This window comes from Rhodospirillum centenum SW (assembly GCF_000016185.1).
GTDB classification, from domain to species: Bacteria; Pseudomonadota; Alphaproteobacteria; order Azospirillales; family Azospirillaceae; genus Rhodocista; species Rhodocista centena.
In genome coordinates, this window is sequence record NC_011420.2 from 4,304,698 (window position 1) to 4,327,573 (window position 22,876).

General features: G+C 72.2%; 17 protein-coding genes. 6 read left to right on the forward strand and 11 right to left on the reverse strand.

The genetic code is table 11. The features are described 5' to 3' along the window. Complete coding sequence (gene metX, locus RC1_RS19535) at positions 1-1,209, reverse strand: homoserine O-acetyltransferase MetX (protein WP_012569195.1); 1,209 nt, start codon at positions 1,207-1,209, stop codon at positions 1-3. A 146-nt stretch (positions 1,210-1,355) separates the two neighbouring features. Between metX and RC1_RS22590 the strand changes: the two genes are divergently transcribed. The 3 genes from RC1_RS22590 to RC1_RS19550 all read left to right on the forward strand — a co-directional run bounded on the left by RC1_RS22590 (position 1,356) and on the right by RC1_RS19550 (position 4,307). Beyond that, positions 1,356-2,213, forward strand: a complete 858-nt coding sequence (locus tag RC1_RS22590; RefSeq protein WP_012569196.1) for a chorismate mutase — start codon at positions 1,356-1,358, stop codon at positions 2,211-2,213. 110 nt (positions 2,214-2,323) lie between these two features. Beyond that, on the forward strand, positions 2,324-3,412 hold the full coding sequence (gene hisC, locus RC1_RS19545; RefSeq protein ID WP_012569197.1) for a histidinol-phosphate transaminase: 1,089 nt from the start codon (positions 2,324-2,326) through the stop codon (positions 3,410-3,412). Between the two features lie 4 nt (positions 3,413-3,416). Then, positions 3,417-4,307 carry a prephenate/arogenate dehydrogenase family protein gene (locus tag RC1_RS19550; RefSeq protein ID WP_012569198.1) on the forward strand — a complete coding sequence of 297 codons (891 nt, stop codon included), beginning with the start codon at positions 3,417-3,419 and terminating at the stop codon, positions 4,305-4,307. A 3-nt stretch (positions 4,308-4,310) separates the two neighbouring features. On the opposite strand, the gene RC1_RS21055 is transcribed toward RC1_RS19550, so the two are convergent. The 4 genes from RC1_RS21055 to RC1_RS19570 all read right to left on the reverse strand — a co-directional run bounded on the left by RC1_RS21055 (position 4,311) and on the right by RC1_RS19570 (position 9,451). Beyond that, positions 4,311-4,706: a septal ring lytic transglycosylase RlpA family protein gene (locus RC1_RS21055; protein ID WP_202795553.1), complete on the reverse strand. Its 396-nt coding sequence runs from the start codon at positions 4,704-4,706 to the stop codon at positions 4,311-4,313. 236 nt (positions 4,707-4,942) lie between these two features. Then, positions 4,943-6,991, reverse strand: a complete 2,049-nt coding sequence (locus tag RC1_RS19560; RefSeq protein WP_012569200.1) for a S9 family peptidase — start codon at positions 6,989-6,991, stop codon at positions 4,943-4,945. A gap of 162 nt (positions 6,992-7,153) precedes the next feature. Further along, the gene (locus RC1_RS19565) at positions 7,154-8,200 is read right to left on the reverse strand and encodes a DUF2125 domain-containing protein (RefSeq protein ID WP_012569201.1); all 1,047 of its coding nucleotides are present in this window, start codon (positions 8,198-8,200) and stop codon (positions 7,154-7,156) included. 129 nt (positions 8,201-8,329) lie between these two features. Continuing rightward, a complete protein-coding gene (locus RC1_RS19570; RefSeq protein WP_012565724.1) occupies positions 8,330-9,451 on the reverse strand; it encodes an ISAs1 family transposase in 1,122 nt (373 codons plus the stop codon). Positions 9,452-9,675: 224 nt separating this feature from the next. Between RC1_RS19570 and RC1_RS19575 the strand changes: the two genes are divergently transcribed. Continuing rightward, positions 9,676-10,263, forward strand: a complete 588-nt coding sequence (locus RC1_RS19575; RefSeq protein WP_012569203.1) for a gamma-glutamylcyclotransferase — start codon at positions 9,676-9,678, stop codon at positions 10,261-10,263. A 14-nt stretch (positions 10,264-10,277) separates the two neighbouring features. On the opposite strand, the gene RC1_RS19580 is transcribed toward RC1_RS19575, so the two are convergent. The 3 genes from RC1_RS19580 to RC1_RS19590 form a co-directional block, all read right to left on the reverse strand. Then, positions 10,278-11,969 carry a methyl-accepting chemotaxis protein gene (locus RC1_RS19580; RefSeq protein WP_012569204.1) on the reverse strand — a complete coding sequence of 564 codons (1,692 nt, stop codon included), beginning with the start codon at positions 11,967-11,969 and terminating at the stop codon, positions 10,278-10,280. Between the two features lie 386 nt (positions 11,970-12,355). Next, positions 12,356-15,931, reverse strand: coding sequence for an LAGLIDADG family homing endonuclease (locus RC1_RS19585; protein WP_012569205.1), 3,576 nt, complete (start codon positions 15,929-15,931; stop codon positions 12,356-12,358). A 247-nt stretch (positions 15,932-16,178) separates the two neighbouring features. After that, a complete protein-coding gene (locus tag RC1_RS19590; RefSeq protein ID WP_012569206.1) occupies positions 16,179-16,976 on the reverse strand; it encodes a lysophospholipid acyltransferase family protein in 798 nt (265 codons plus the stop codon). Between the two features lie 153 nt (positions 16,977-17,129). Here RC1_RS19590 and RC1_RS19595 point away from each other — a divergent pair, with 153 nt between their 5' ends. Continuing rightward, positions 17,130-17,366, forward strand: coding sequence for a hypothetical protein (locus RC1_RS19595; protein ID WP_012569207.1), 237 nt, complete (start codon positions 17,130-17,132; stop codon positions 17,364-17,366). Positions 17,367-17,376: 10 nt separating this feature from the next. Here the strand turns inward: RC1_RS19595 and RC1_RS19600 are convergent, their stop codons facing one another. Both RC1_RS19600 and RC1_RS19605 read right to left on the reverse strand, forming a co-directional pair. Then, entirely contained in the window at positions 17,377-18,111 is a 735-nt protein-coding gene (locus RC1_RS19600) for a YdcF family protein (RefSeq protein ID WP_012569208.1), read from the reverse strand. Continuing rightward, complete coding sequence (locus tag RC1_RS19605) at positions 18,108-18,992, reverse strand: cell division protein FtsX (protein WP_012569209.1); 885 nt, start codon at positions 18,990-18,992, stop codon at positions 18,108-18,110. Before RC1_RS19605 ends, RC1_RS19600 begins: the two co-directional genes overlap by 4 nt. A 306-nt stretch (positions 18,993-19,298) precedes the next feature. On the opposite strand from RC1_RS19605, the gene RC1_RS19610 reads away from it, so the two are divergent. Beyond that, complete coding sequence (locus RC1_RS19610) at positions 19,299-20,153, forward strand: zinc-ribbon domain-containing protein (RefSeq protein WP_012569210.1); 855 nt, start codon at positions 19,299-19,301, stop codon at positions 20,151-20,153. Positions 20,154-20,181: 28 nt separating this feature from the next. On the opposite strand, the gene RC1_RS19615 is transcribed toward RC1_RS19610, so the two are convergent. After that, entirely contained in the window at positions 20,182-22,827 is a 2,646-nt protein-coding gene (locus RC1_RS19615; RefSeq protein ID WP_012569211.1) for a TIGR02302 family protein, read from the reverse strand. Positions 22,828-22,876 lie beyond the last annotated feature (49 nt).

Genomic DNA, 22,876 nt, shown 5'->3' on the forward strand with positions numbered 1-22,876 from the left:
TCAGCTCCCCGTCCGCGGCAGCCCGCGGTGTTCGGCGCAGCCCTCCAGGAAGCCGCGCACCACCTGGTAGAATTCCGGCTCGTCCAGCAGGAAGGCGTCGTGGCCCTTGTCGCTCTCGATCTCGACGAAGCTGACATTGGCTGCGACGGCGTTCAGCGCATGCACCACGGCCCGGCTCTCGCAGGTCGGGAACAGCCAGTCGCTGGAGAAGCTGACAAGGCAGAAGCGGACCGGCGTGGCGGTGCCGCCCTTCGGTCCCGGCGTGCGGAAGGCGTTGGCCAGCACGCCGCCATGCTCCGCCGCGAGGTCGAAATAGTCCATCGCGCGGGTGATGTAGAGGTAAGAGTTGGCGTCGAACCGCTCGACGAAGCTGATGCCCTGGTGGCGCAGATAGCTCTCCACCTGGAAGTCGGCGTCGAAGCCGAAGCTGATGCGGCTGCGGTCCTGGAGGTTGCGGCCGAACTTGCGGTGCAGCGCCGGCTCCGACAGATAGGTGATGTGCGCCGCCATGCGCGCCACCGCCAGCCCCCGCTTCGGCCGCGTGCCGCGGTTCAGATAGTCGCCGCCGTGCCAGTCCGGATCGGCCATGATCGACTGCCGGCCGACCTCGTGGAAGGCGATGTTCTGGGCCGAATGCCGGGCCGCCGTGGCGATCGGCACCGCGGCGAAGACCCGCTCGGGATAGGTCGCGGCCCACTCCAGCACCTGCATCCCGCCCATGGACCCGCCGATGACGCAGAACAGCCGGTCGATCCCCAGATGGTCGATCAGCAGCTTCTGCGCCCGCACCATGTCCGCGATGGTTACGACCGGGAAGGACAGGCCCCAGGGGCGTCCCGTCGCCGGGTCGGTCTCCTTCGGTCCCTCGCTGCCCATGCAGCCGCCGATGACGTTGGAGCAGATCACGAAGTAGCGGTCGGTGTCGATCGGCCGCCCGGGGCCGACCATCAGCTCCCACCACCCCGGCTTGCCGGTGATCGGGTGGCGCTCCGCCACGTACTGGTCGCCGGTCAGCGCATGACAGACCAGAACCGCGTTCGAACGGTCAGCGTTCAGCGTGCCGTAGGTCTGATAGGCCAGATGGAAGGGACCCAGCGTGCCGCCGTTGTCCAGCGGCATCGGTTCCGCCGTGCCCAGCAGGAGCCGGTGTCCGGGCAGCTCAAGGCTGGCCGGCGGGGCGGCGGACGGCTGGACGGAGGGCAGGGTCATGGGGAAAGCCCGGCGGGGCGGTTTCGGCCGTTTCGTTGGATGGCTACAGCTAGGGAGGGGGGTATGGGCTGTCAATGTTTTCTTTGATTTTGGGCCGGGGGCCGACTAACACTAGACCTCCCTGCACGCTTCGCTCCCGGCATTCTATGGTCCCCGTTTCCCAGACGCTGAACGAGTTGCGCAGCGAGATCGACGAGATCGACGCAGCCCTCCACGATCTGGTGATGCGCCGGACGGCGCTGGTGGAGCAGATCGGCGCCGTCAAGCCGCCCGGCCGCCCGGCCCTGCGTCCGGCGCGGGAGGCGGAGATCCTGCGCAACCTGATGGACCGCCACCAGGGCGCTTTCCCTCCGGCAGCCCTGTCCCGCATGTGGCGGGAGATGATCTCGGCCCTGACCCGTCTGCAGGGTCCCTTCGCCGTCGCGGTCTATGCCCCGGACGACCAGCGCGGCTTCTGGGATCTGGCGCGCGACCATTACGGCAGCGCCACCCCGATGCAGGCGGCCAACAGCAGCCTCGCCGTGCTCCGCCTCGTGGCGGAAGGGTCGGCCACCGTGGGCGTGCTGCCCTGGCCGGAGGACGACGATCCCGATCCCTGGTGGCGCTACCTGTTCACGGCGGACGCCAAGTCACCGCGCATCATCGCGCGCCTGCCCTTCCTGGCCCGCGCCGGCCGCGAGGAGGTGGAGGCCATGGCCATCGCCGCCCTGCCGCTGGAGGAGACGGGCGACGACCGCACCCTGCTGGGCATCGAGCTGCGCGAGGACATGAGCCGCGGCCGCCTCAAGGACAGCCTGGAGGCGGCGGGCCTGCCGCCGTTGCAGCTCCGCACCTTCCACCTTCCCGGCGGTGCCGGGTCGGTCCACCTGACGGAGGTGGAGGCGTTCGTCGGTCCCGACGATCCCCGCCTTGCCGCGCTGTACCAGCGGCTGGGGGAGGCGCTGGTGCGGCTGCTGCCGATCGGCACCTACGCCACCCCCATCGGCCTCGCCCGCCGCGGCTGAGCGGGGCGCCGTCTCCGGAACGCCCCGGTGGCGGGGCTGTCCCGGTATCGTCCGGCGGCCCCGGTATCCCCGGCCCCGGCAGTCCCCGTCCCGAAGCCCTGCGAGCTGGCATGAGCGGTCCGATCCCCAACCCCGGAATCCTCGACATCGCCCCCTATGTCGGCGGGGAGCATTCCGCCCCCGGCGTGACGCGGCTGCTGCGCCTTGCCTCCAACGAGGGGGCGCTGGGGCCCAGCCCCCGCGCGGTGGAGGCGTTCCGTGCCGTCGGGCCGGAGATCCACCGCTATCCCGACGGCGGCTCGACCCGGCTGCGGGAGGCCATCGGCCACCGTTTCGGCCTCGATCCGGCGCGGGTGCTCTGCTTCAACGGCTCGGACGAGGTGCTGCACCTGCTGGCCCAGGCCTATGCCGGCCCGGGCGGGGAGGTGCTCTACAGCCGGCACGGCTTCCTGGTCTACCCGATCGCCGCCCGCGCCGCCGGGGCGACGCCGGTGGCCGCACCGGAGCGGAACCTGACCACCGACGTGGACGCCCTGCTGGCCCGGGTCAGCGAGCGGACCCGCATCGTCTATGTCGCCAACCCGAACAACCCGACCGGCAGCTATCTGCCGGCCGACGCGCTGGCGCGCCTGCACGCCGGCCTGCCGCCGCATGTCCTGCTGGTGATCGACGCGGCCTATGCCGAGTACGTCACCGCCAACGACTATGCCGACGGCACCGCCCTGGTGGCCCGTTTCGACAATGTCGTGATGACCCGCACCTTCTCGAAGCTGTTCGGGCTGGGCGGCATGCGCCTGGGCTGGGCCTACTGCCCGCCCGCCGTGGCGGATGCGCTGCACCGTGTCCGCAGCCCCTTCAATGTCAGCGTCGCCGCCCAGGCGGCCGGCGTCGCGGCGCTGGAGGATCTGGAGTTCCAGGAGCGCAGCCGGGCGCTGAACGAGCAGAGCCGGACCGCCTTCACCGGCCGGGTGCGGGCGCTGGGGCTGGTGGTGCATCCCTCCGTCTGCAACTTCGTGCTGGTGGACTTCGCCGCCACCGGCCGCCCGGCGGAGGAGGCGCGGCAGTTCCTCAAGGCGCGCGGCATCCTGGTGCGCCAGATGGGCGCCTATGGCCTGCCGGACTGCCTGCGCATCACCATGGGCCTGCCCGCGGAGATGGAAGAGGTGGCGGACGCCCTGGGCGACTGGCTGAAGGGATGATGCCATGACCGCCCCGCCGCTGTTTCCCCGCGTCGCCGTCATCGGGCTCGGCCTGATCGGGTCATCGCTCGCCCGCGTGCTGCGCGCCGACCCGACCCTGGCGGGGGAGCTGGTGGCGGCCGACCGCAGCGCGGCGGTCTGCGCCCGGGTGCTGGAGCTGGGGCTGGCCGACCGGGCGGAGACGGACCCGGCCTGCGCGGTGGCGGGGGCTGACCTCGTGATCCTGGCCGTGCCGATCGGCGCCTGTGCCGACCTTGCCGCCGCCATCGGCCCGCATCTGAAGCCGGGCGCCATCCTCACCGATGTCGGCTCGGTCAAGCAGGCGGTGATCCGTGATGTCGCCCCGCAGGTGCCCGACGGGGTTCATTTCGTCCCCGGCCATCCCATCGCCGGCACCGAGCATTCCGGGCCGGACGCCGGCTTCGCGGACCTGTTCCGCGGGCGCTGGTGCATCCTGACACCGCCGCCGGGCACCGATCCCGCCGCGGTGGAGAAGGTGGTGGAGCTGTGGCGCCGGGCCGGCTCGATGATCGAGGTGATGGAGCCCGGCCACCATGACCGCGTTCTCGCCATCACCAGCCACCTGCCGCACCTGATCGCCTACACCATCGTCGGCACGGCGACCGACCTGGAGGAGCACCTGAAGTCGGAGGTGATCCGCTTCTCCGCCTCGGGCTTCCGCGACTTCACCCGCATCGCCGCCAGCGACCCGGTGATGTGGCGCGACATCTTCCTGAACAACCGCGAAGCGGTGCTGGAGATCATCCAGCGCTTCACCGAGGATCTGACCGCGCTGCAACGGGCCATCCGCTGGGGTGAGGCGGAGACGCTGGAGCACCTGTTCACCCGCACCCGCGACATCCGCCGCGGCATCATCGACGCCCGGCAGGCGTGATCCTCAAGGCCTGGTCGCCGCTGGCGCGGGCGGAGCCTGTTCCCCGTCGTCCCCGTTGGCCACCTCCAGGACCTTCCGCCTCAGTTCCTCCGTCGGCTGGTCCGAGGGACGGGCGACCACCTCCACCGGGGCCGTGCCCTCCTGCTTCGTGAGCCCGACCGCCTTTGCCGCCTGCTTCGACAGGTCGATGATCCGCCCCTCCACATAGGGGCCGCGGTCGTTGACGGTGACCTCCACCGACCGCCCGGTCTCCAGGTGGGTCACCTCCGCCCGGGTTCCCAGCGGCAGATCCTTCGAGGCGGCGGTGGGCTTCGCCTGGTCGAAGCGCTCGCCCGATGCCGTTCTGCGGCCCTGGAAACCGTCGCCGTAGAAGGACGCCTCGCCGCGGTCCAAGGCCACCGGCTCCCGCGCGGCGGACGTCCCCGCTTCGGGTTCGCCCGCCCGCGCTCCCGTGGCCGGCAGTAGGAGCGCGAGCCAGAGGGCACCGACAAGACGGGGGGGGCCGACGAGGCGGGTGGCACCGATGAGACGGGCGCCGAAGACGGCGGGGCGGGCGGAGGCAGGCATGGCGGCACCGGACAGGCTTGTGGTCGGGGAAAGCCCCAACAGCCCCCGGTGCCGCCGGTTGCCGCCTGCTACTTCTTCGCCGCCAGCGCCTCCGCCACGCCGGGCACCCCCTGGGCGCCTTCCGGCACCGTCAGGCTGGCCCCGTCGAAGTCCGTGCCCACCGGCTCGTGCGCCCCGCCCAGGCAACGGGACAGGAACGCCTCCGTCACGGCGTTGAAGGAGATGCGGTTCTGCGGCCGGGCGAAACCATGGCCCTCGTCCGGGTACAGGACGTAGGTCACCGGGATGCCCTTCTCCTTCATCGCCGCCACGATCTGGTCGGACTCGCGCTGGATCACGCGCGGATCGTTGGCGCCCTGGCCGATCAGCAGGGGTTTGCGGATGTTCTGCACATGGCTCAGCGGCGACCGCTCGGTCAGCAGCGCGCGGCCCTCCTCGGTGCGGTCGTCGCCCATGCGGCGGGCGAAGTTCTCCCGCACGCTGGCCCAGTAGGGCGGGATGCTCCCCAGCAGGGTGATCAGGTTGGACGGACCGACGATGCTGACGCCGCAGGCGAAGCGGTCCGGCGTCGCGGTCATGCCCCAGAGCGTGGCGTAACCGCCGTAGGAGCCGCCCATGATAGCGACCTTGTCGGCGGTGGTGACGCCCTGCTTCACGGCCCAGTCCACGCCGTCGATCAGGTCGTCGTGCATCTTCCGGCCCCATTCCAGGTTGCCGGCGTTGACGAAGCCCTTGCCGAACCCGGTGGAGCCGCGGAAATTGACCGACAGCACGGCATAGCCGCGGTTGGCCAGCCACTGGTGCGTGCCGTTGTAGCCGTAGCCGTCACGCGCCCAGGGGCCGCCATGCACGCTCAGCACCAGCGGCACCGGCGTCTCGGGCTTTCCGTCGCCGTCCTTGTCCGATCCCGGCGGCAGCGTCAGGTAGGAGACGAGCGTCAGCCCGTCGCGGCTCGGGATCTGCACCGGGTGCATGGTGGCCAGCGTCCGGCCCTCCAGCTCCGGCCGGGTGGTGAACAGCCGCGTCAGGGCCTTCTTCTTACGGTCGTAGAGATAGAAGGCCGGCGCCTCCGTCACCCGGTCCACCGCCACGGTCCAGATCCGGTCCGCGTCGTCGCGGCTGGTGACGGACCACTCGCCGCCCGCCTTCTCGTTCAGGAACGCGATGTCCGCCTTGAGGGCATCGCCGACCGGGAACCACTCGTTCGTCTCGTAATAGGCGCTGTAGGCTTCGACCACGCCCGTGCGCGGATTCGCCATCAGGCCGCCGATGTCGGCCTTGGCGTTCTCCGCCACCAGCGTCGTCCGGCCCGAGGCCATGTCCATGGCGAACAGGGCGGAGGTGTCGCGGCCGCGGCTGTCGCGCAGATAGAGCGTCTTCCCGTCCGTGGTGAAGCCCAGCGCGCCGCTGGTCAGCCCGTCCTCGTGCGGGATGGTCAGGAACGGCGCGGTCGTCCCGTCCGGCCCGATCGTCTCCACCGCGTAGCCGCCGTCGGCCGTGGCCTTGGTCGCCAGCCGCAGGGTCAGCGTGTCGTCCGCGGCGAAGCCGGCATAGCCGTCGTTCTGGCGGACCAGGGTCAGCTCGCCCGTCTTCAGGTTCAGGCGGTGGACATCGTGCCAGCGCGGATCGCGGTTGTTCACGCCAACCAGGATGGCGTCCTTGATCGTCTCGCTGATGGCGATCACCTGGACCCGCGTCTTCTCGAACGGGGTCAGGGTGCGCGTCTCGCCCTTCGCCAGATCGACGCCGTAGAGCAGGAAGTTCTCGTCGCCGCCCTTGTCCTGGATGTAGAGGATCTGGCTCGAATCCGGGGCCCAGAAGTAGGAACGGATCGGGCGCAGCGTCTCCTGCGTCAGCGGCTTCGCCTTGTCGGGCGTCGCCAGCGGCGCCACCCAGACATTCATCACCCCGTCCTTCGGCGCCAGGAAGGCGATGGACTTCCCGTCCGGGCTGACGGTCGCGGCGGTGCGGCTGGGGTTGCCGAACAGGTCCTTGCGCGGGATCAGCTCCTGCGCCGGCCGGGCCTGCTGCGCCAGCGCCGCGGCCGTCGGCACCAGGGCGGCGAGCGGCAGCAGCGCCACGGCGGCGGCGCGGAGTCCGGTTCTGAACGATGTCACGGCGTTTTCTCCCTGTGGTTCGGCCTGTGGCTCGGTCCTGTGGGGGCTGTGACCGGCGCGCGGGTGCCCGGTCCCCCCTTGCACGGAAGTATAGCCGGCATGATCCGGGGGGACAGGCCCAATCGCCTCGCCGCGGGCCGGTCCACCCGGATGCCGGCGGACTCAGGACCCGGCGGGCCAGACGACGAGCGGCAGCGTCAGCACCGGCACCGGGCCGACGGTCAGGCGGCCGTCCTGCACCGTCACCGGGACCTGCACGGTCCGGCGTCCGTCCGGGCCGGGGGCGGCCAGCAGGCCCAGGGTGGCCCGCGCGATGGCGGCCTGGTTCCGGCGCAGGTCGCCGGCCGCGGCCAGGGCATCGACCAGCCGGTCCGGTTCGGGCGTGCGCAGGGTGCCGGCGCCGATCGGCTGAAGGTTCCCGTCCAGGGCCAGGGTCGCGGTGACGCTCAGGTCGAGCGGCCCCCAGATCGCCGTCAGCGCGTCCAGTTCCACGGTCCCGCCGGCACTGCTCCAGCGCCGCACCTCGGGCTCCGTCAGGGCCGCCGGCGGCATGCCGGTGACGCGCAGATGCAGCGCCACCTGACCGAGGGTCGGCCCCAGGGCGGGGGAGGGGGGCTGCGGCAGGGTCAGGGAGGAGAGGTCCAGGCGCACGTCCAGCCCGGTCGCGGTGTGGTCCGCGGGCGGCTCCGCCGGCCGCTCCAGCGCCAGCGCCACCCAGGCCGCCGTCACGGCGGCGGTCCCGTCGCCGTCCGCGGCCTGCGTCACCACCGGCGCCTCCAGCCGGACTTCGGCCGTCAGCACGCGACCGTCGGTCGCCAGCCCGGCCTGTCCTTCCGCCTGCGGCGCCGTGAGAGTCAGGGCGGGGCGCGCTCCCGCCGCCGGCAGCGCCAGCGACAGCCCCTCCGCCGCCTCGGCATGCAGGTCCAGGGGCGCCCAGGGCTCGGCATACAGCTCCAGCCGCCCGGCCGTGGCCGTCAGGCCGTCCGCACGCCGCAGCGAGAGAGCCTCCGCCGTCACTGCCAGCCGCAGCGGATAGCCCCCGACCGCCAAGGCGTCATAGGCGATCTCCGCCCCCTCGGCCCGGCGCTCGGCGATCCAGCGCTCCACCTGTCCGCGCAACGCCGAGGCGGCCGACGCCCACCAGGCCGTGTAGGAGAGGACGACCAGCAGGATGAACGCCAGGACCACGGCGGCGGGGCGCAGACGCATCACGGACCTTGGGGCGAGGGGGGCTCAGGGAGGAAGCCGGCTGGGGCGGCGCCGGAGCGGCGCATCAGGACAGCGATTCTGCCACACCCCGCGCAGCGGCGGCAAGCCGGGGCCGTCCCGTCTCCACGGCTATCGCATTTGCCCGAGGATGGTTCGGGCATAGTCGTCGGACCATCCGGCGCGTTTTCTGCGGAGGCGGATGGAATCCTGGTTGTTGGCGGAGCGGACGACGTTGAGTGCGAGTTTTCGGAGTGTGGCGAGGTTTTCCGGGCCATGGTCCTTGCGGTTACGGGCGCGGTCTTCGTCGAAGGAGGTGTCGAGCACCCAATGGACGGCGGCCTCGATGCTCCAGTGGGCGCGGACGGCGCGGGCGAGCGTCTTGGGCTCCAGCGCGGCGGAGGAGAGATAGAGGGTTCGGGTGGCGGTAGTGCGGCCGTCGGGGCTCGTGACCGTGCGTTCGACCAGGCCCAGGATCTTCAGGCCCGGCAGTACGGCCTCGTCGGGGAAACGTCGGTCGGAGGCGAGCCAGGCCACGTCGTGGCTTACCCAGTGGCGGCGCACCTCGATACGACCGTGGTCGGCATCGGTGGTGACATGGGGCACGGCCAGAACCGTTGCCGGGTCCGCGAAGTAGCGCTCAACCTCGGCCCGTAGCGCAGGGCGGTTGTCTTTCAGCGGAAAAAGCCAGTCGCCGCCCCGCTCCAGGATGGTCTGCGCCGTCCGCTCCTGCGCGTGCAGAGCGTCACCGGTTACCAGCACACCCTTGAGATCGAACAGTTCCAGCAACGCCCGCGCCGCCACGATCTCGTTCTCGCCCGCGGCCACCGCCCGCTGCCCCACGATCATCCGCGCGCCGGACGCAAACGCGCTCACCACATGTAGAGCCGAACGCCCCGCCGCCCGGTCGAAGGAGCGCCGTAGCGTCTTGCCGTCAATGGCCAGGACCCCGGCCCCATCCTCCCCCAGATGATCAAGGAACTGCTGGAAACAGCGGGAAAACGCCACCGGGTCCAGAAGCCGGAATACCCGTGAAAACGTGTCGTGGCTGGGCAGCCCGCCGGGAAGCTCGAGGAACTCCTCGAACAAGGCCCGCCGGTCCCGCGCGAAGGTCGCAAAGTCCACGCAGCTTTCCGCCCCGCAGATCGACGCCGTCAACGCAATCGTCAGAACATCCAGAAGAGCGTGACGCCGCGCATTCCCTGTCCGCGGATCGGGAAGACCTTGAAACGAAATCCGAAAAATTCCAGCCATCGACCCCTCCCATAGATCAGGGCCGACATACAGAATCCATTTCCCAACACCGCGCTACAAAACTTTCCCTAATGCGATTCCCGTGGTCCCGTCTCCCAGAGCCATCACCGATGATCCGGTGCCTTCGGCATCCGACGGGAGCTGAAGGCTGGTGCCGGTGGGGCAGCATCCCCTGGACGTCGGGTCTTGGGCTTCCCGCGCCGGGATGCTAGGGGTTGGGGATCATGGAGACCGCCCCGCCGACCGTTCCCGCCCCGCATGCCGAGTTCGGCCACCCGGCCGGCAGCGACCTCTGGGTCTTCGCCTACGGCTCGCTGATGTGGAATCCCGGCTTCCCGCACCTGGAGCGGCGCGGGGCCCTGCTGCGCGGCTGGCACCGCTCCTTCTGCGTGCTGTCCTGGCGCCACCGCGGCACGCCGGAGCGGCCGGGCGCCGTGCTGGGCCTGGACCGCGGCGGTTCCTGCCGCGGCATCGTCTACCGTGTCGCCGCGGACCGGGTCGAGGAGACGCTGGCCTATCTCTGGGAGCGGGAGATGGTGAACCGCGTCTACCGCCCCCGCCGGCTGGCCGTGCGGACGGCAGGGGGCGGCAGCGCCCCGGCGCTGGTCTTCACCGTGGACCGGACGCACCCGCAGTACTGCGGCCGGCTCGGGCCGGAGGGGCTGGAGACGCTGGTGCGCCAGGGCGTGGGCCAGTCCGGCCGCAGCGCCGACTACCTGCTCAGCCTCGTCGCCCACCTGCGCGACCTCGGCATCCGCGATGCCGGCCTGGAGGATCTGGCCGCGCGGGTGGGCGGACCCCCGCCGGACTGAAGACCGCCGGGTCCTCAGGCGGCCCGCACGGCGTCGAGGAAGCCCGCGACCTCGCTGCGCAGGACTCCGGACTGCCGTGTCAGACCTTCGGAGGCGTCCAGCATCCGGGTCGCCATGCCGCCCGCCTCCGCCGCCACCTCGTTGACACCGGCGATGGTCGCGCTGACCTCCTCGGTGCCGCGGGCGGCTTCCTGCACGTTCCGGGCGATGTCGCGGGTCGCGGCGGTCTGTTCCTCCACCGCGGCGGCGATCGCCGCGGCGATCTCGCTCATGCGCCGGATGGTCTGCCCGATGCCGACGATGGCCGTCTGTGCCGATCCGGTCGCCTGCTGGATTTCGGCGACCTTGGCCTGGATGTCCTCCGTGGCGCGCGAGGTCTGGGTGGCCAGCGCCTTGACCTCGCTGGCGACGACGGCGAAGCCCTTGCCGGCATCGCCCGCGCGGGCGGCCTCGATGGTGGCGTTCAGCGCCAGCAGGTTCGTCTGGCCCGCGATGCTGGAGATCAGCTCCACCACCTGGCCGATCTGGACCGAGGCGGCGACAAGCTGCTGGATCTGCGTGGTCATCCGCTCGGCCTCGGTGACCGCGTCCCCGGCGATCCGGGTGGAACTGGACACCTGCCGGCCGATCTCCTGGATCGAGGCGGTCAGTTCCTCGGTCGCCGCCGCCACGGTCTGGACGTTGGAGGAGGCCTGCTTCGAGGCGGCGGCCACCGTCCCCGCCCGTTCCGCCGTGGACCGCGCCGTGCCGGTCATGGCCGTAGCCGTTTCCTGCAAGTCTCCTGCGGCGGCGGAAACGGCATCGACCACGGTCTGGGCCGTCTGCTGGAACTGGCGGAGCAGCCCGTCGATCCGGGTGGCGCGCTCCTCCTTGGACTTGCGTTCCGCCTCCTGCTCCGTGGTCAGCCGGGCGGCCTCGATGGCATTGCGTTTGAACACCTCGATGGCGCGGGCCATGGACCCGATCTCGTCGCGGCGGTCGGTGCCGGCGACGGCAATGCTCCGGTCGCCCTGGGCCAGCCGTCCCATCACCTGTGTCATCGCGGCCACCGGGGTGGCGATCAGCCGGGACAGCAGCCCGCCCATCAGGGCCGCGACGAGGGCGCCCCCCAGCACGCTCAACACCACGGTCCATCGCAGGGAAGCGAGCGCCGCCTCCTGCTCCGCCGCCCGCACGCCCAGGAGCTGCCGCTCCGCCTGTTCGACCTCTGCCACCTTGGCACGGATGGCGTCCATGTACCGCTTCCCTGCGCCGGAGGACTCCAGGGACCGCGCCTGCTCCTGCGTCGCGGGATTGCGCATCAGCACGATCTCCCGCTCGGCGATCTCGCTCCGCCAGGAGCGGACCTCTTCCATCAGGGCGTCCAGCCGGGCCTGCTGCGCGGGATTGTCCGCGGTCAGCCTCTTGGCCTCCGTGAACGCGGTCTGGAATTCGGATTCCCCGGCGGTATAGGGCGCGAGAAACTCCTCCTTCCCGGTCAGAAGGAAGCCCCGCAGCCCGGTCTCCTGGTTCACCATGGCGGACAGGATCGCGTCCATGGCATCCAGGACCGCATAGGTATGGGTCGTCCACCGGCCTGCGCGCTCGATGGTGTCCGCAGCCCGCCAGGTGAACAGGCCGGACAGGACGGCCACGGCGATGACGGCCGAAAAGCCGATGATCAGTTTCCGGATGAAACTCAGATTGGCAAGATAGGTGGACATCATTCCTCCCGTCGCCGGCCGGACCCTGACAGCTTCACGATTCGGACATCATCATGATGCGGAAAGTGGCCGGTATTCCAAGGCTCCATCAAAGCGTCTGATCCGTTTATCAACCATTAACCGCTCGGTATTTCTGTTTCATGGCGCGATACTTGGTCTTTTCGCGGCCCTTTCGATAAGAATGCTCCGGCAGCGCGCCAGTCCTGGCAGGCGGCATGCATGTCCTGGTTGTCCGGTCCAGTGATTTTTGATTGTTAGCAGATGTGCTTGGCAAGGCAAGGCGTCACTTCCAGAGGCAGACTGCCAGCTTGAGCAACGACTGGATCAGTGCCCGTGGACGTGCGGGGACGCCATCTCTCTGTTCGCTGGCGGGCGGGAGCCTTGCCGCCTTACCCGCACCTGGAATAGCCGCAGTTGGTGCAGAGGTCGCAGCCCTCCTGCCGCAGCAGGGTGGCCTGGGCGCATCGGGGGCACTGGCCCAGGCGGGCGGCGCTGGGGTCGGTCGCCGGTCCGGGGTCCGGGTCTGGGGCCGGATCGGCCGCGGCGGGGCCCCCGGTGGCGGCCGGCAGGCGGGGGGCGCCGGCCGCAGCCCCGGGGCGGGGCAGGAAGCCGGTTTCCAGCATGTGGCGCTCGATCACCTGTCCGATGGCGGCCAGCAGCGAGGGCACATAGCGCCCCTCCACCCACTGGCCGCCGCGTGGGTCGAACACGGCCTTCAGCTCCTCCACCACGAAGGAGACGTCGCCGCCGCGGCGGAACACGGCGGAGATCATGCGCGTCAGCGCCACCGTCCAGGCATAGTGCTCCATGTTCTTGGAGTTGATGAAGACCTCGAACGGCCTCCGCCGCCCGTCCTGCACGATGTCGTTCACGGTGATGTAGAGGGCGTGGTCGCTGTCCGGCCATTTCACCTTGTAGGTGTGGCCGGGCAGGGCCTCCGGCCGGTCCAGCGGCCGGGTCATGTAGACCACGGCACCCTCGCCGCGCGCCGGCTCCGCGCGTCCCGGCGCGGATGTCGGCCCCGGCGCCTGAACGGGCGCCTGAACGGGCGGCTGGACGGGCGCCTGGGCCGGGGCGGCGGCCGGCGCACCGCCCGTGGCCTGGACCGACAGGACCGACCCCGTCACGGCGTTCGGCCGATAGGTGGTGCAGCCCTTGCAGCCCAGCTCGTAGGCCTGCCGGTAGACATCCTTGAACGCCTCGAACGGCAGGTCTGCCGGGCAGTTGATGGTCTTGGAGATGGCGCTGTCCACATGCCGCTGCGCCGCCGCCTGCATCACCAGATGCGCCGCCGGCTCCAGGCTCTGGGCATCGACGAAGGCGTCGGTCAGCGGCGCGTCCGGCCCCATTCTCTCCCGGTACAGGCGGTAGGCCAGGTCCTGCACCGTCTCTGTCCGCCGGCTGCCGTCGGGCATCAGCACGGCACGCTGGTACTCGTAGGCGAAGACCGGCTCGATGCCGGAGGAGACGTTGCCCGCGAACAGGCTGATGGTCCCGGTCGGCGCGATGGAGGTGACCAGCGCGTTGCGCACGCCCTGCGCGGCGATGGCTTCGCGCACGTCCGGCGGCAGGGCGCGCACCATGGGCCGCTCCAGGAACGCCTCCCGGTCGAACAGGGGAAAGGCGCCCTTCTCCGCCGCCAGGGCGGCGGAGGTGCGGTAGGCCGCGACCTGGATCGCGCGCAGCCATTCCTCCGTCAGCCGCACCCCGGCTTCCGAGCCGTAGCGCACGCCGCACAGGATCAGCGCGTCGGCCAGCCCGGTGACGCCCAGCCCGATCCGCCGCTTGGCCTGCGCCTCGGCCTCCTGCGCCTCCAGCGGGAAGCGGGAGACATCCACCACGTTGTCCATCATCCGCACGGCCAGCGGCACCACCCGCGCCAGTTCCTCCCGGTCCAGCCGGGCCGCCGGGGTGAAGGGATCGCGCACCAGGGCGGCCAGATTGACCGAGCCCAGCAGGCAGGCCCCGTAGGGGGGCAGGGGCTGTTCGCCGCAGTTGTGGACAACGAGGCCGTTTGCCTCGAAGGCGTTCGCCCCCGGGATGCGGACGTCGAAGACCTCGGCCTCGCCGTCCGGCACCAGTTCCGCCACCTCGGCCGTCCAGTCCTCCCGGTCGGGCCGGCGCCGGCAGGCGGAGAGTGCTGCGCGCAGCCGGCCGGCCTTGTCCGCGTCCGCGAAGCCGATCCGTGCGGCGAAGCGGCCGACATTGTCCCGGGCGATGATCAGTTCGTGGTCGGCAGCACCGGCACAGGGCCGCCGGCCGCCCCGTCCTTCCGGCAGCAGGCGCAGGGACCGCGCCCGCCGGTCCGCGGCCAGGGTGGAGACGATGCCGAGGCGGAGCAGCATCCGCTGCACCGCCCGCAGCCGTTCCAGGTCGCTCTGCGCCAGCCAGATGCTGACGCCCTTCGCCTGACTGCCCTGCACGCGGCCGTCCGCATCGAACAGGCCGCGCAGGAAGGCCGCCTGGAAGAGGCTCGACGCCCGCTCGATTTCCGGCGTCACGGCCTTGGCGCCGGGCGCCAGCCCGAACCGGGCCGCCAGGTTCCGCAGGGCCGCGGTGGCCAGCCGGTACTCCCGGCGTCCGGCGACGGCGGCCCGGCCATGGAAATCGGCGCGGTGGGGCAGGAACCGCGCCGCCGCCTCCGCCGCGGCCATCACGCCCCGCATATCGGCCGGGGCGTCCTTCTCCGCCGCGGGCAGCCAGACGGACAACACCGCCTTGTCCCGCTTCAGCGCGGCGTCACCGACCAGCAGGCTCAGCAGATAGCCGGCCACCTCCCCCTCGGCGGTCGAACCGGGCGGGGGCGGCCAGCCCGGCTCCACCGCGGCTTCGCCCAGGCGGACGCGGTCGCCGGGCTTCAGCGCCCCCAGCGCCGTCCATTCTTCCGCGGCCCCGCCATCCGCCCTGGCCACCACCCGCCGCACCGGATGGTCGGCCGTGGCGCGCAGTTCCAGGCCCTCGCGGGTGCGCAGGCGCAGCACCGGCCTGACCCCGGTCGGGAAGAAGCCTTCCGGCGCCGACGGCCAGGGCCGGCCATGCAGCAGGGCGGTGAAGGGCCGGCCGACCAGCTCCCGCACCTGCCGCGGCCCCTCGGCGGTCCCCACCCAGGTCTCCGCCGTGACGCACGGGTTCGTGGCGCTGATCGTCTCGCAGTAGCTCAGGTTGTTCTGCTCGTTGATGCGGTCGATGAAGATGACGCCCGGCTCGGCATAGTCGTAGGTCGCCCGCATGATGCGGTCCCACAGGGCGCGGGCCGGCACGGTGCGGAAGACCCGGCCGTCGAAGCGCAGCGGCCAGGGCCGGTCCTCCCGCACCGCGGCCATGAAATCGTCCGTCGCCAGGACCGACAGGTTGAAGTTGCGCAGCCGGCCGGGCTCGCGCTTGGCGTCGATGAACAGTTCGATGTCGGGGTGGTCGCAGCGCAGGGTCGCCATCATGGCGCCGCGGCGGCTGCCGGCGCTCATGATGGTGCGGCACATGCTGTCCCACACGTCCATGAAGGAGACGGGGCCGGAAGCGTCGGCCCCGACGCCGGCCACGGGCGCCCCCTTGGGCCGCAGGGTGGAGAAGTCGTAGCCGATGCCGCCGCCCTGCTGCAGCGTCAGTGCCGCCTCCCGCAGGTGGGCGAAGATGCCGCCCATGTCATCGGGCACGGTGCCCATGACGAAGCAGTTGAACAGCGTCACCGTCCGCCGTGTCCCGGCCCCGGCCAGGATGCGGCCGGCGGGCAGGAAGCGGAACCCCTCCAGCGCCGACCGGAAGCGCTCCTCCCAGGCCGCCGGGTCGCGCTCCGGTGCTGCCAGCGCCCGCGCCACGCGGGTCCAGGTGTCCGCCACGGTGGCGTCCACCGGCGCACCGTCCGGCGCTTTCAGCCGGTACTTCATGTCCCAGATCTGCCGGGAGACGGGCGGCAGTCCGGCCCCCGCGGGGCCGGTCACATCATCGGTCGTCGCAGAGTCCGCCATGCAAGACCCCCGCTCCGGTGCCCTCCCGCCCCTGCCGCGGGCGGCGTCCGCCGGGCTGTCCGCGGCAGGGGCGGGCGGTCCGGCTCGTCGTCACCCTGCAGAGTAGGGAGCGGGCGGCGGGCAAGTCAAGGCTGTGTTCGTATTATGTTCACCCAATGTTTGCGCGTGGCGGCCCGTTCCCGCCGATTCGCCTGGGCGGCAAGGCCCACAACGGGATGCTGCTCACCGTCGTTCCCGCACCCGGGGCTCAGGCGCTCGCCTGCCCGCGCGCGCGGGCCACGGTACGCAGCCGGATCCGGCGCGGGGTCGTCGGCCGTTCGGTCGGGGGGCCGCCGGCGGCCAGCGACAGCCGCTCGCTCGCCGTCTCAAGCCGTTCCTCCAGCTCGGCCATGGCGACGTCGCGCGGCAGGCCGGGCGGGATCGGCGGCAGGAACTCGATGGTGATGGTGCCGGGGCGGCGGATAATCGTGCGGCGTCCCCAGAACAGACCGGAGTTCAGCGCCATCGGCACGATGGGCAGGTCCAGATCCTGGTACAGCACCCCGATCCCCACCTTGTAGGGCCTGTAGGTGCCGGGCGCCAGCCGGGTGCCCTGGGGGAAGATGACGATCGGGCGGCCCTGCGCAGCCACGGCGCGCGCTCCCGTCACCAGCGGCGACAGGGCGGCGCCGCGGCGGCTGCGGTCCACCGGGATCTGCTGCGACTTCGCCGCGTACCAGCCCCAGATCGGTAGCCAGAGAAGCTCGCGCTTCAGGATAATGGCCGGATCGTCCAGGATCAGATGCAGCTTCATCGTCTCCCACATGGACTGGTGCTTCGCCCCGACCAGGAAGCTGCCGTGGGTCGGCAGGTGCTCCAGCCCCCGCACCTCGTAGTGCAGGCCGATGATGGTGCGCTCCAGCCAGGCCAGCGTGCGCATGTACCAGGCCAGCACGTCGATCATCCGCCGGCGCGGGATGAACAGCATCCACAGCAGGCCGACGCAGCACAGCATCGTCCAGACGTAGAAGACCAGGTTGAACAGCAGCGAGCGCAGCACGAGCATGGCCGGGTCCGCCCTTCCGGAAGCAGGCAGGCCAGCATTAACCACGGTCACGGGCCCTGTCCAGAACGGGGCACTCCACCCCGTCCGGGGAACCGCCGCGCTGCCGTCCGGTTGACGGGAGAGACCGCAACGCAACGGAAGGACAGCCGGAACATGGCCGACAGACCCCAGGACCCGACACAGCGGATGCCAAAGGCCCCGGAGGGGGCCGACGAGGAGGCGCGGCGCATCCTGGAGCAGCAGCACACCGGCAACCACCAGAAGCCGGGGGCGGAATCCGGTGCCGCGGACCGGCGCGGCGGCACACGCGCCGGGGCGGAGACGGTGGAGGATACGGACAGCCCCGGCCCCGGCCCCAGGCCCGGCCCAGGCCGCGACGCCGGCGGCTGAACGGCAGGGTTCAGCGGCTCAGCGGTTCCGGCCGCTGCCAGACCCCGGGCGGCACGTCCGCCGGAGGGGTGGCGGCCGGGACCGGCAGCAGGGCGCGGGTCCAGGCCAGCAGAAACTTGTTGTATTCACCCACGATCAGGCTCGCCGTGCCCGGCCAGCGCCACCAGTGCTCCAGACGGACATTGGGCGGCGCTACCGGATGGGCGATCAGGTCGACCTCCGGCAGGGCGCGGCGGAACTCCACCAGACTGCGCGGCATGTGGTAGTTGGCGGTGACCACCCGCAGCGAACGGAATCCCTCCTGCCGGACCCAGAGGGCGGTCTCCGCCGCATTGCCCTCGGTGTCGTCGGCGGCATAGCCCAGCACGATGCAGCATTCCAGGTCGCCCGGCGCCTGCCGCGACAGCCGCAGCAGTTCCTGCACGTCCACGCCGCGGTAGACGCCGGAGATGAACAGCTTCCGGGCCCGGTGCGCCCGCAGCAGCTCGAACCCGGCGGCCAGCCGCTCGCTGCCGCCGGTCAGCACGACGATGGCATCGGTCTGCCGGTCGTCCTCGGGCGGGGTGCGGGGCAGCCCGGCCGCGAACAGGAACAGGCCGGCGAACCAGGCGACGGCCAGGGTCAGCGCCCCGCCGAACAGGGCGTGCAGCAGCGGATGGCGTCCGGAACCTGCCGGCGGCTCACCGTCGGGCAGGCGTCCGCCCGGCCTGTCCGCCCGCTGCGCTCCCCCGAAGGGAAACCTCATGGCAGCCGCTCCAGGGCCCGCATCACCGTCAGCCGTGCGGTGACCGCGGCCAGCAGGGCTGCCGCTGCCGGCACGCCCGCAAGCGACAGCCACTGTTCCGCCGTCAGCGACAGCCGCGGCAGCAGTGCCGCCGTCAGGTTCTGCGCCGCCGCGTCCAGCCCCCACAGGGTCAGCAGCGCCAGGACCAGCCCGGCGGCGCCGCCGATCAGGGTCAGGCGCAGCACATGGCGCTGGAACTGCCCGGCGACATAGCCGTCGGAGGCGCCGATCACATGCAGCAGTTCCACCTCCGCCCGGTGGACGGCCAGCCCGGCGCTGGCGGCGAAGATGACGGAGGCGACGGCGACGGCGCCGATCAGCCCGACGACGGCGGCGGACACCCACTGCACCGTCGCCGCCAGCCGGCGCAGGCCGGCCAGCCAGTCGCCCGGATCGTCCACCTCCACCCCCGGTACGGCGCCTTTCAGTTCTGCCGCCAGCGCCTTGGCGTCCGCGTCGGGCCGCAGGCTCAGGTCGATCAGGGCGGGCACCGGCAGATCGTCCAGCAGGGCACCGCTGCCCAGCCAGGGCTCGACCAGCCGCACCGCCTCCTCGTGCGGCAGGGCGCGGACCTCCGTCACGGATGGGCGGCCTTCCAGCCGCTTCAGCACGTCCTGCACCCGCGCTTCCACCGTCGGCGCGTCCTTGCCCGACAGGGGGCGGACCTGCACCGTCAGGCTGCCCGACAGGCCGGTGTCCCAGCGCGCCGCCAGATCGGACATGACCATGGCGGCGACCAGGGACAGGCTCGCCAGATAGACCATCAGGGCGATGATCCAGGGCAGGAAGCGTCCGGTCGCATCGCGTTTCAGGGGGATGTCGTAATGGCCGCGGCGGCTCATCGCTGGACGGTTCCGGGCTGGTCGGTTCAGGTCGGCTGCGTCATCGGGGCCCCAGGATGCCGACGATTCCGGCTTTTGTCCGGCGGCACGGCAGTCCCGCCCGGGGCGGCGGAGCGGCGACAATGATCGCACGGGCGCCGCCGCCGCGTCCAGCCATTGACGCCGGTTCCGCCGCCGCAGGCGCTTCCGCCGTCTGTCCCCGCTGCTCAAAGGGCGAGTCCCTGGACCCGCGGCAGGTCCCCGCCTTGCGCTGGGGCGTGCCACTTTCTATAAGGGTTGAACCCTTCGCACAGGTCGCTTCCACGGATGATCCTCTCCTGCCCGGCGTGCTCGAAGCGTTTTCTGCTCGATGCGGCATTGCTCGGCAGCGGCCGTCGCGTGAAGTGCGGCAACTGCGGGCACATCTGGCATCAGGAGCCCGACCGCGCCGCCGCGGCTGCGCCGGCCATGGCGCCCCGTCCGGCTGCCCGGCCCGCCCCCCGCCCGGCGCCGGCTCCCGCGCCGGAAGCGGCGTCGGCGGATCTTTCCCCCGGCTTCCCCCCGGATTTCTCCCTCGACGGGTCGGCCGGCTTCGAGTCGGCACCCGACGACGATCCCTTCGCGCCCGCGACCAGCGCCGCCCCGGCGCAGAGGCCGCGGCCGCTTCCCCTCGGCTCCAACCTGCCGGTGCCGCTGGAGCCGGAGCGGCCGCGCCGCGGCGCCATGCTGCGCTGGGGCGGGCTTGCCACCGTGGTCGCCGGTCTGGCGGCGGGGATCTTCTTCGGGCGGGATGCCATCGTCGAAGGCTGGCCGCCGGCCAAGGCGTTCTACGAGCTGGTCGGGATGCCGGTGGCGCCGGAGCTGCCGGGGGCCGGGCTGGTTCTGCCGCCGGACAAGGTGCGTAGCGAGTTCCGCACCATCGAGGGCACGGTGCTGCTGTTCGTCAGCGGCGCCATCGAGAACACCTCGGACCGGGAGCGCCCGGTGCCGGACGTGTTGGCCTGGGCCATCGGCGCGGACGGTCAGCGCCTCTTCTCCTGGCGGATCATTCCGCCGGCCCGGGTGCTGGCCCCGGGCCAGTCGGTCACCTTCGACTCCCGCATGCCGGAACGGCAGGGGGAGGCGAAGGCGATTGAATACAGCTTCGTCGCCCCCGAACCGGTGCCGGAGACCGGCTTCTAGGCCGATCGCGGAGGCCGGTGGGCGGGCTTCAGAACCGGTCCAGCAGGCGCTCGATATAGTCCCGCTCCAGCTTCGGGCGGTCCGGCTCCCCGGCGCGCCGGCGCAGTTCCTCCAGGATCTCGCGCGAACGCTGCACGTCCCCCTCCTCCGGGATCTTCACCCGGTCGGTGTTGAACATGCCCTGGCCGGGAAGCTGCCGGCCCAGCGGGTCGCGGCCGGGCTGGCGGCCCGCCTGCGGGCGCTGGCCCGGGCGCATGCCGGCGGCGGCCATCATCTGCTGCTGCATCTGCTCGACCATGGTCTCCAGCCCCTGCTGGAGCTGGTCCACCGCCTGCCCCTGCGACGGCACCGCCTGACCGGGCAGGCCCTGCTCCAGCGCCTCGCCGGCATCGCGCATGGCGCGTTCGGCGCGGCCCAGGGGGCTGGGGATTTCCCCGCCCATCTCCCCGAAGCGGCGCATCAGGTCGCCCAGCTCGCGCCGCAGCGCCTCCTGGTCCGCGGCCATGCCGGCGGGATCGCCGCCCTGCGGCCCGGCCTGTCCCGGCTGGCCGGGGCGGGGCTGGCCGGGCTGGGGTTGCCCGGGCTGGCGGTTCGGTCCCTGCATCCCGGGCAGGGGCATGTCCGGCGGCAGCATCTCGTCCTGCGCCTCGCCGGACTGCCGGAAGGTCTCGTCCATCAGCTCCTGCTGGCGCTGCGCCAGATCCTGGAGCTGCTGCATCATCTCCATCGCCTGCCGGGCCGCCTCCTGGCCCTGCTGCTGCTGGTTCCCCGTCTGCCCGGTGCGCAGATTCTCCATCATCTGCTGGAGCTGGGAGAGCATCTGCCGGGCCGCCTCGCGCGATCCGGTCTGCGCCAGTTCGCGCATGCGCTCCATCATCTGCTCCAGCCCCTGGCGGTCCATGCTCTGGAGGTTCGGCATGTCGGGCATCTCGGGCGGCATCTCGCCCCGCTCCATGGCCTCGCGGACCTTCTCCTCCAGGGCGTCCATGAACTGCTGCATGGCCTGCTGGAGCTGCTGCATCAGCCGGTCGATCTCTTCGTCCGGGGCGTTGCGGTCCAGCGCCTCCATCAGCTCCCGCTGGGCGTCGCGCAGGTCGCGCTCGGCCAGGGACAGGCCGCCGTCCTCCACCCGCAGGGCCGTCTCCCACAGCGTGTCCTGGACCGAGGCCAGCGCGTCCGGCTCCTGGTTGCGGCGCAGCCGCGCCACGGCGGAGCGCAGCCCCATGAAGACCGACAGGTCGCCGCGGTAGCCGTCGGGCCGGGCGGAGATGTCGGAGAGCGCGCGGGACACCGGGTCCCGGACCCCGTCGCCACCCAGGGTCAGGCGCCGCCGTTCGGCGATGATGGCCTGGGCGACCGGGTGGCTGAAGGGCCGTTCCGGCAGCACGAAGGGCTGCTCGGCGCTGCGCCCGGTCTGGCCGGCGCCGTCGGTGGCCTCCAGCCGGATGCTCACCGGCAGCCCGGCCCAGGGATGCGGCGTCAGGTCGGTGAAGCCGGTGGCCGCCACCTGCCTGGGGGTCACGCCGGGCAGCGGCAGCGGCAGTTCCAGCGGCGTGCGGTCGATTCCCGGCGCGGTCTCCGCCGCCAGGGTCAGGACCGCGACCGCCCGGGCGACGCCGTAATCGTCCGCGGCGGTGTAGTCGATCCGGGTGGCATGGCGCTCCGTCGCGGCGGGCGGGGTGCGGAAGGCGATGCCGGGCCCCATGTCGGGGACGACCCGGATGTTCCAGGCCCCCAGCTCCCGGCCGCGCTGGGTCACGCTCAGCCGCTGGCCGGCGCCGACCGGCCGGTCGATCTGGAAGCCGCCGCCGGCGACCCCGGTGAAGGGCGTGGCGCTGCCGTCGATCTCCAGTTCCGGCGTGCCGCTGCCGCCGCTGACCCGGGCCAGCAGTGTGCTGCCGACAGGGATGTCCACCGGCGCGGCGGGCGCCGCGTCGGCCCCGTCCCCTTCGGTTCCCGCCGCCGGCACGGGCTGGCGGGTCAGGAAGACGGGCGGCAGGCCGGTGTAGTCCGGCGGCGTGATCCAGACATCCAGGGAGGCGGGCGCGGCCGGCCCCAGCCCGGCGATCCGGGGCTGGAGCGCCAGCCCCAGCCGCTCGCTCCAGTCGTCGCGGGCGACGCTCGCCGCCACCAGCAGCACCAGCCCCAGGGCGATCCGCAGGGCCCAGGGATCGCGCGCCAGCAGGTTGGGGTGCGGGGCGTTCAGGCGCAGGTCGCGGACCTGCCGCCGCGCCCGCTCCTGCGCCATCTGCCAGAGCGCATCGGCCACCGGGTCGCCGTCGCCGGTGGCGCGGCCGTCGCGGAGCGTCGCCAGCGGCCGGTGGGCCAGGGCGCTGTCGCGCTCCAGCCGGCGGCGGCCTTCCTCCACCCCGGGCCAGCGGAAGCCGCGCAGCCGGGTGACGGCCAGCCAGCCCACGCCGCCGGCCGTCGCCAGCAGCACCAGCAGGTGCAGCCAGCCCGGCAACAGGGGCGGCAGACCGAACAGGGCGGCGGCCAGGAACAGGCCGGCCACGCCCACGGCCGGCCAGAGCCGGGGCCACAGCCGCTCCCAGGCCAGGGCGGCGCGGGCCGCGTGCAGGCGCAGGCCGGGGGCGTCCGGCGCCTTACCGCGGCGCAGGGCGGGCGTCTCCGCGGCGTCGGCGGGCATCTCCCGGGCACGGAACCGGCTCTGCATCGCTCACCCTCCGGGGCGTCCGTCCGGGCTCCGGCCCGGCCCGCCCCCT

What these genes read in the sequence shown, in the direction of transcription:
- RC1_RS19585 (WP_012569205.1), bottom strand. Translation starts at nt 15,931, where the DNA reads ATGGCGGACTCTGCGACGACCGATGATGTGACCGGCCCCGCGGGGGCC.
- RC1_RS22590 (WP_012569196.1), top strand. Translation starts at nt 1,356, where the DNA reads ATGGTCCCCGTTTCCCAGACGCTGAACGAGTTGCGCAGCGAGATCGAC.
- RC1_RS19590 (WP_012569206.1), bottom strand. Translation starts at nt 16,976, where the DNA reads ATGCTCGTGCTGCGCTCGCTGCTGTTCAACCTGGTCTTCTACGTCTGG.
- RC1_RS19580 (WP_012569204.1), bottom strand. Translation starts at nt 11,969, where the DNA reads ATGATGTCCACCTATCTTGCCAATCTGAGTTTCATCCGGAAACTGATC.
- RC1_RS19615 (WP_012569211.1), bottom strand. Translation starts at nt 22,827, where the DNA reads ATGCAGAGCCGGTTCCGTGCCCGGGAGATGCCCGCCGACGCCGCGGAG.
- RC1_RS19565 (WP_012569201.1), bottom strand. Translation starts at nt 8,200, where the DNA reads ATGCGTCTGCGCCCCGCCGCCGTGGTCCTGGCGTTCATCCTGCTGGTC.
- RC1_RS19610 (WP_012569210.1), top strand. Translation starts at nt 19,299, where the DNA reads ATGATCCTCTCCTGCCCGGCGTGCTCGAAGCGTTTTCTGCTCGATGCG.
- RC1_RS19600 (WP_012569208.1), bottom strand. Translation starts at nt 18,111, where the DNA reads ATGAGGTTTCCCTTCGGGGGAGCGCAGCGGGCGGACAGGCCGGGCGGA.
- hisC (WP_012569197.1), top strand. Translation starts at nt 2,324, where the DNA reads ATGAGCGGTCCGATCCCCAACCCCGGAATCCTCGACATCGCCCCCTAT.
- RC1_RS19605 (WP_012569209.1), bottom strand. Translation starts at nt 18,992, where the DNA reads ATGAGCCGCCGCGGCCATTACGACATCCCCCTGAAACGCGATGCGACC.
- RC1_RS19595 (WP_012569207.1), top strand. Translation starts at nt 17,130, where the DNA reads ATGGCCGACAGACCCCAGGACCCGACACAGCGGATGCCAAAGGCCCCG.
- RC1_RS19570 (WP_012565724.1), bottom strand. Translation starts at nt 9,451, where the DNA reads ATGGCTGGAATTTTTCGGATTTCGTTTCAAGGTCTTCCCGATCCGCGG.
- RC1_RS19575 (WP_012569203.1), top strand. Translation starts at nt 9,676, where the DNA reads ATGGAGACCGCCCCGCCGACCGTTCCCGCCCCGCATGCCGAGTTCGGC.
- RC1_RS19550 (WP_012569198.1), top strand. Translation starts at nt 3,417, where the DNA reads ATGACCGCCCCGCCGCTGTTTCCCCGCGTCGCCGTCATCGGGCTCGGC.
- metX (WP_012569195.1), bottom strand. Translation starts at nt 1,209, where the DNA reads ATGACCCTGCCCTCCGTCCAGCCGTCCGCCGCCCCGCCGGCCAGCCTT.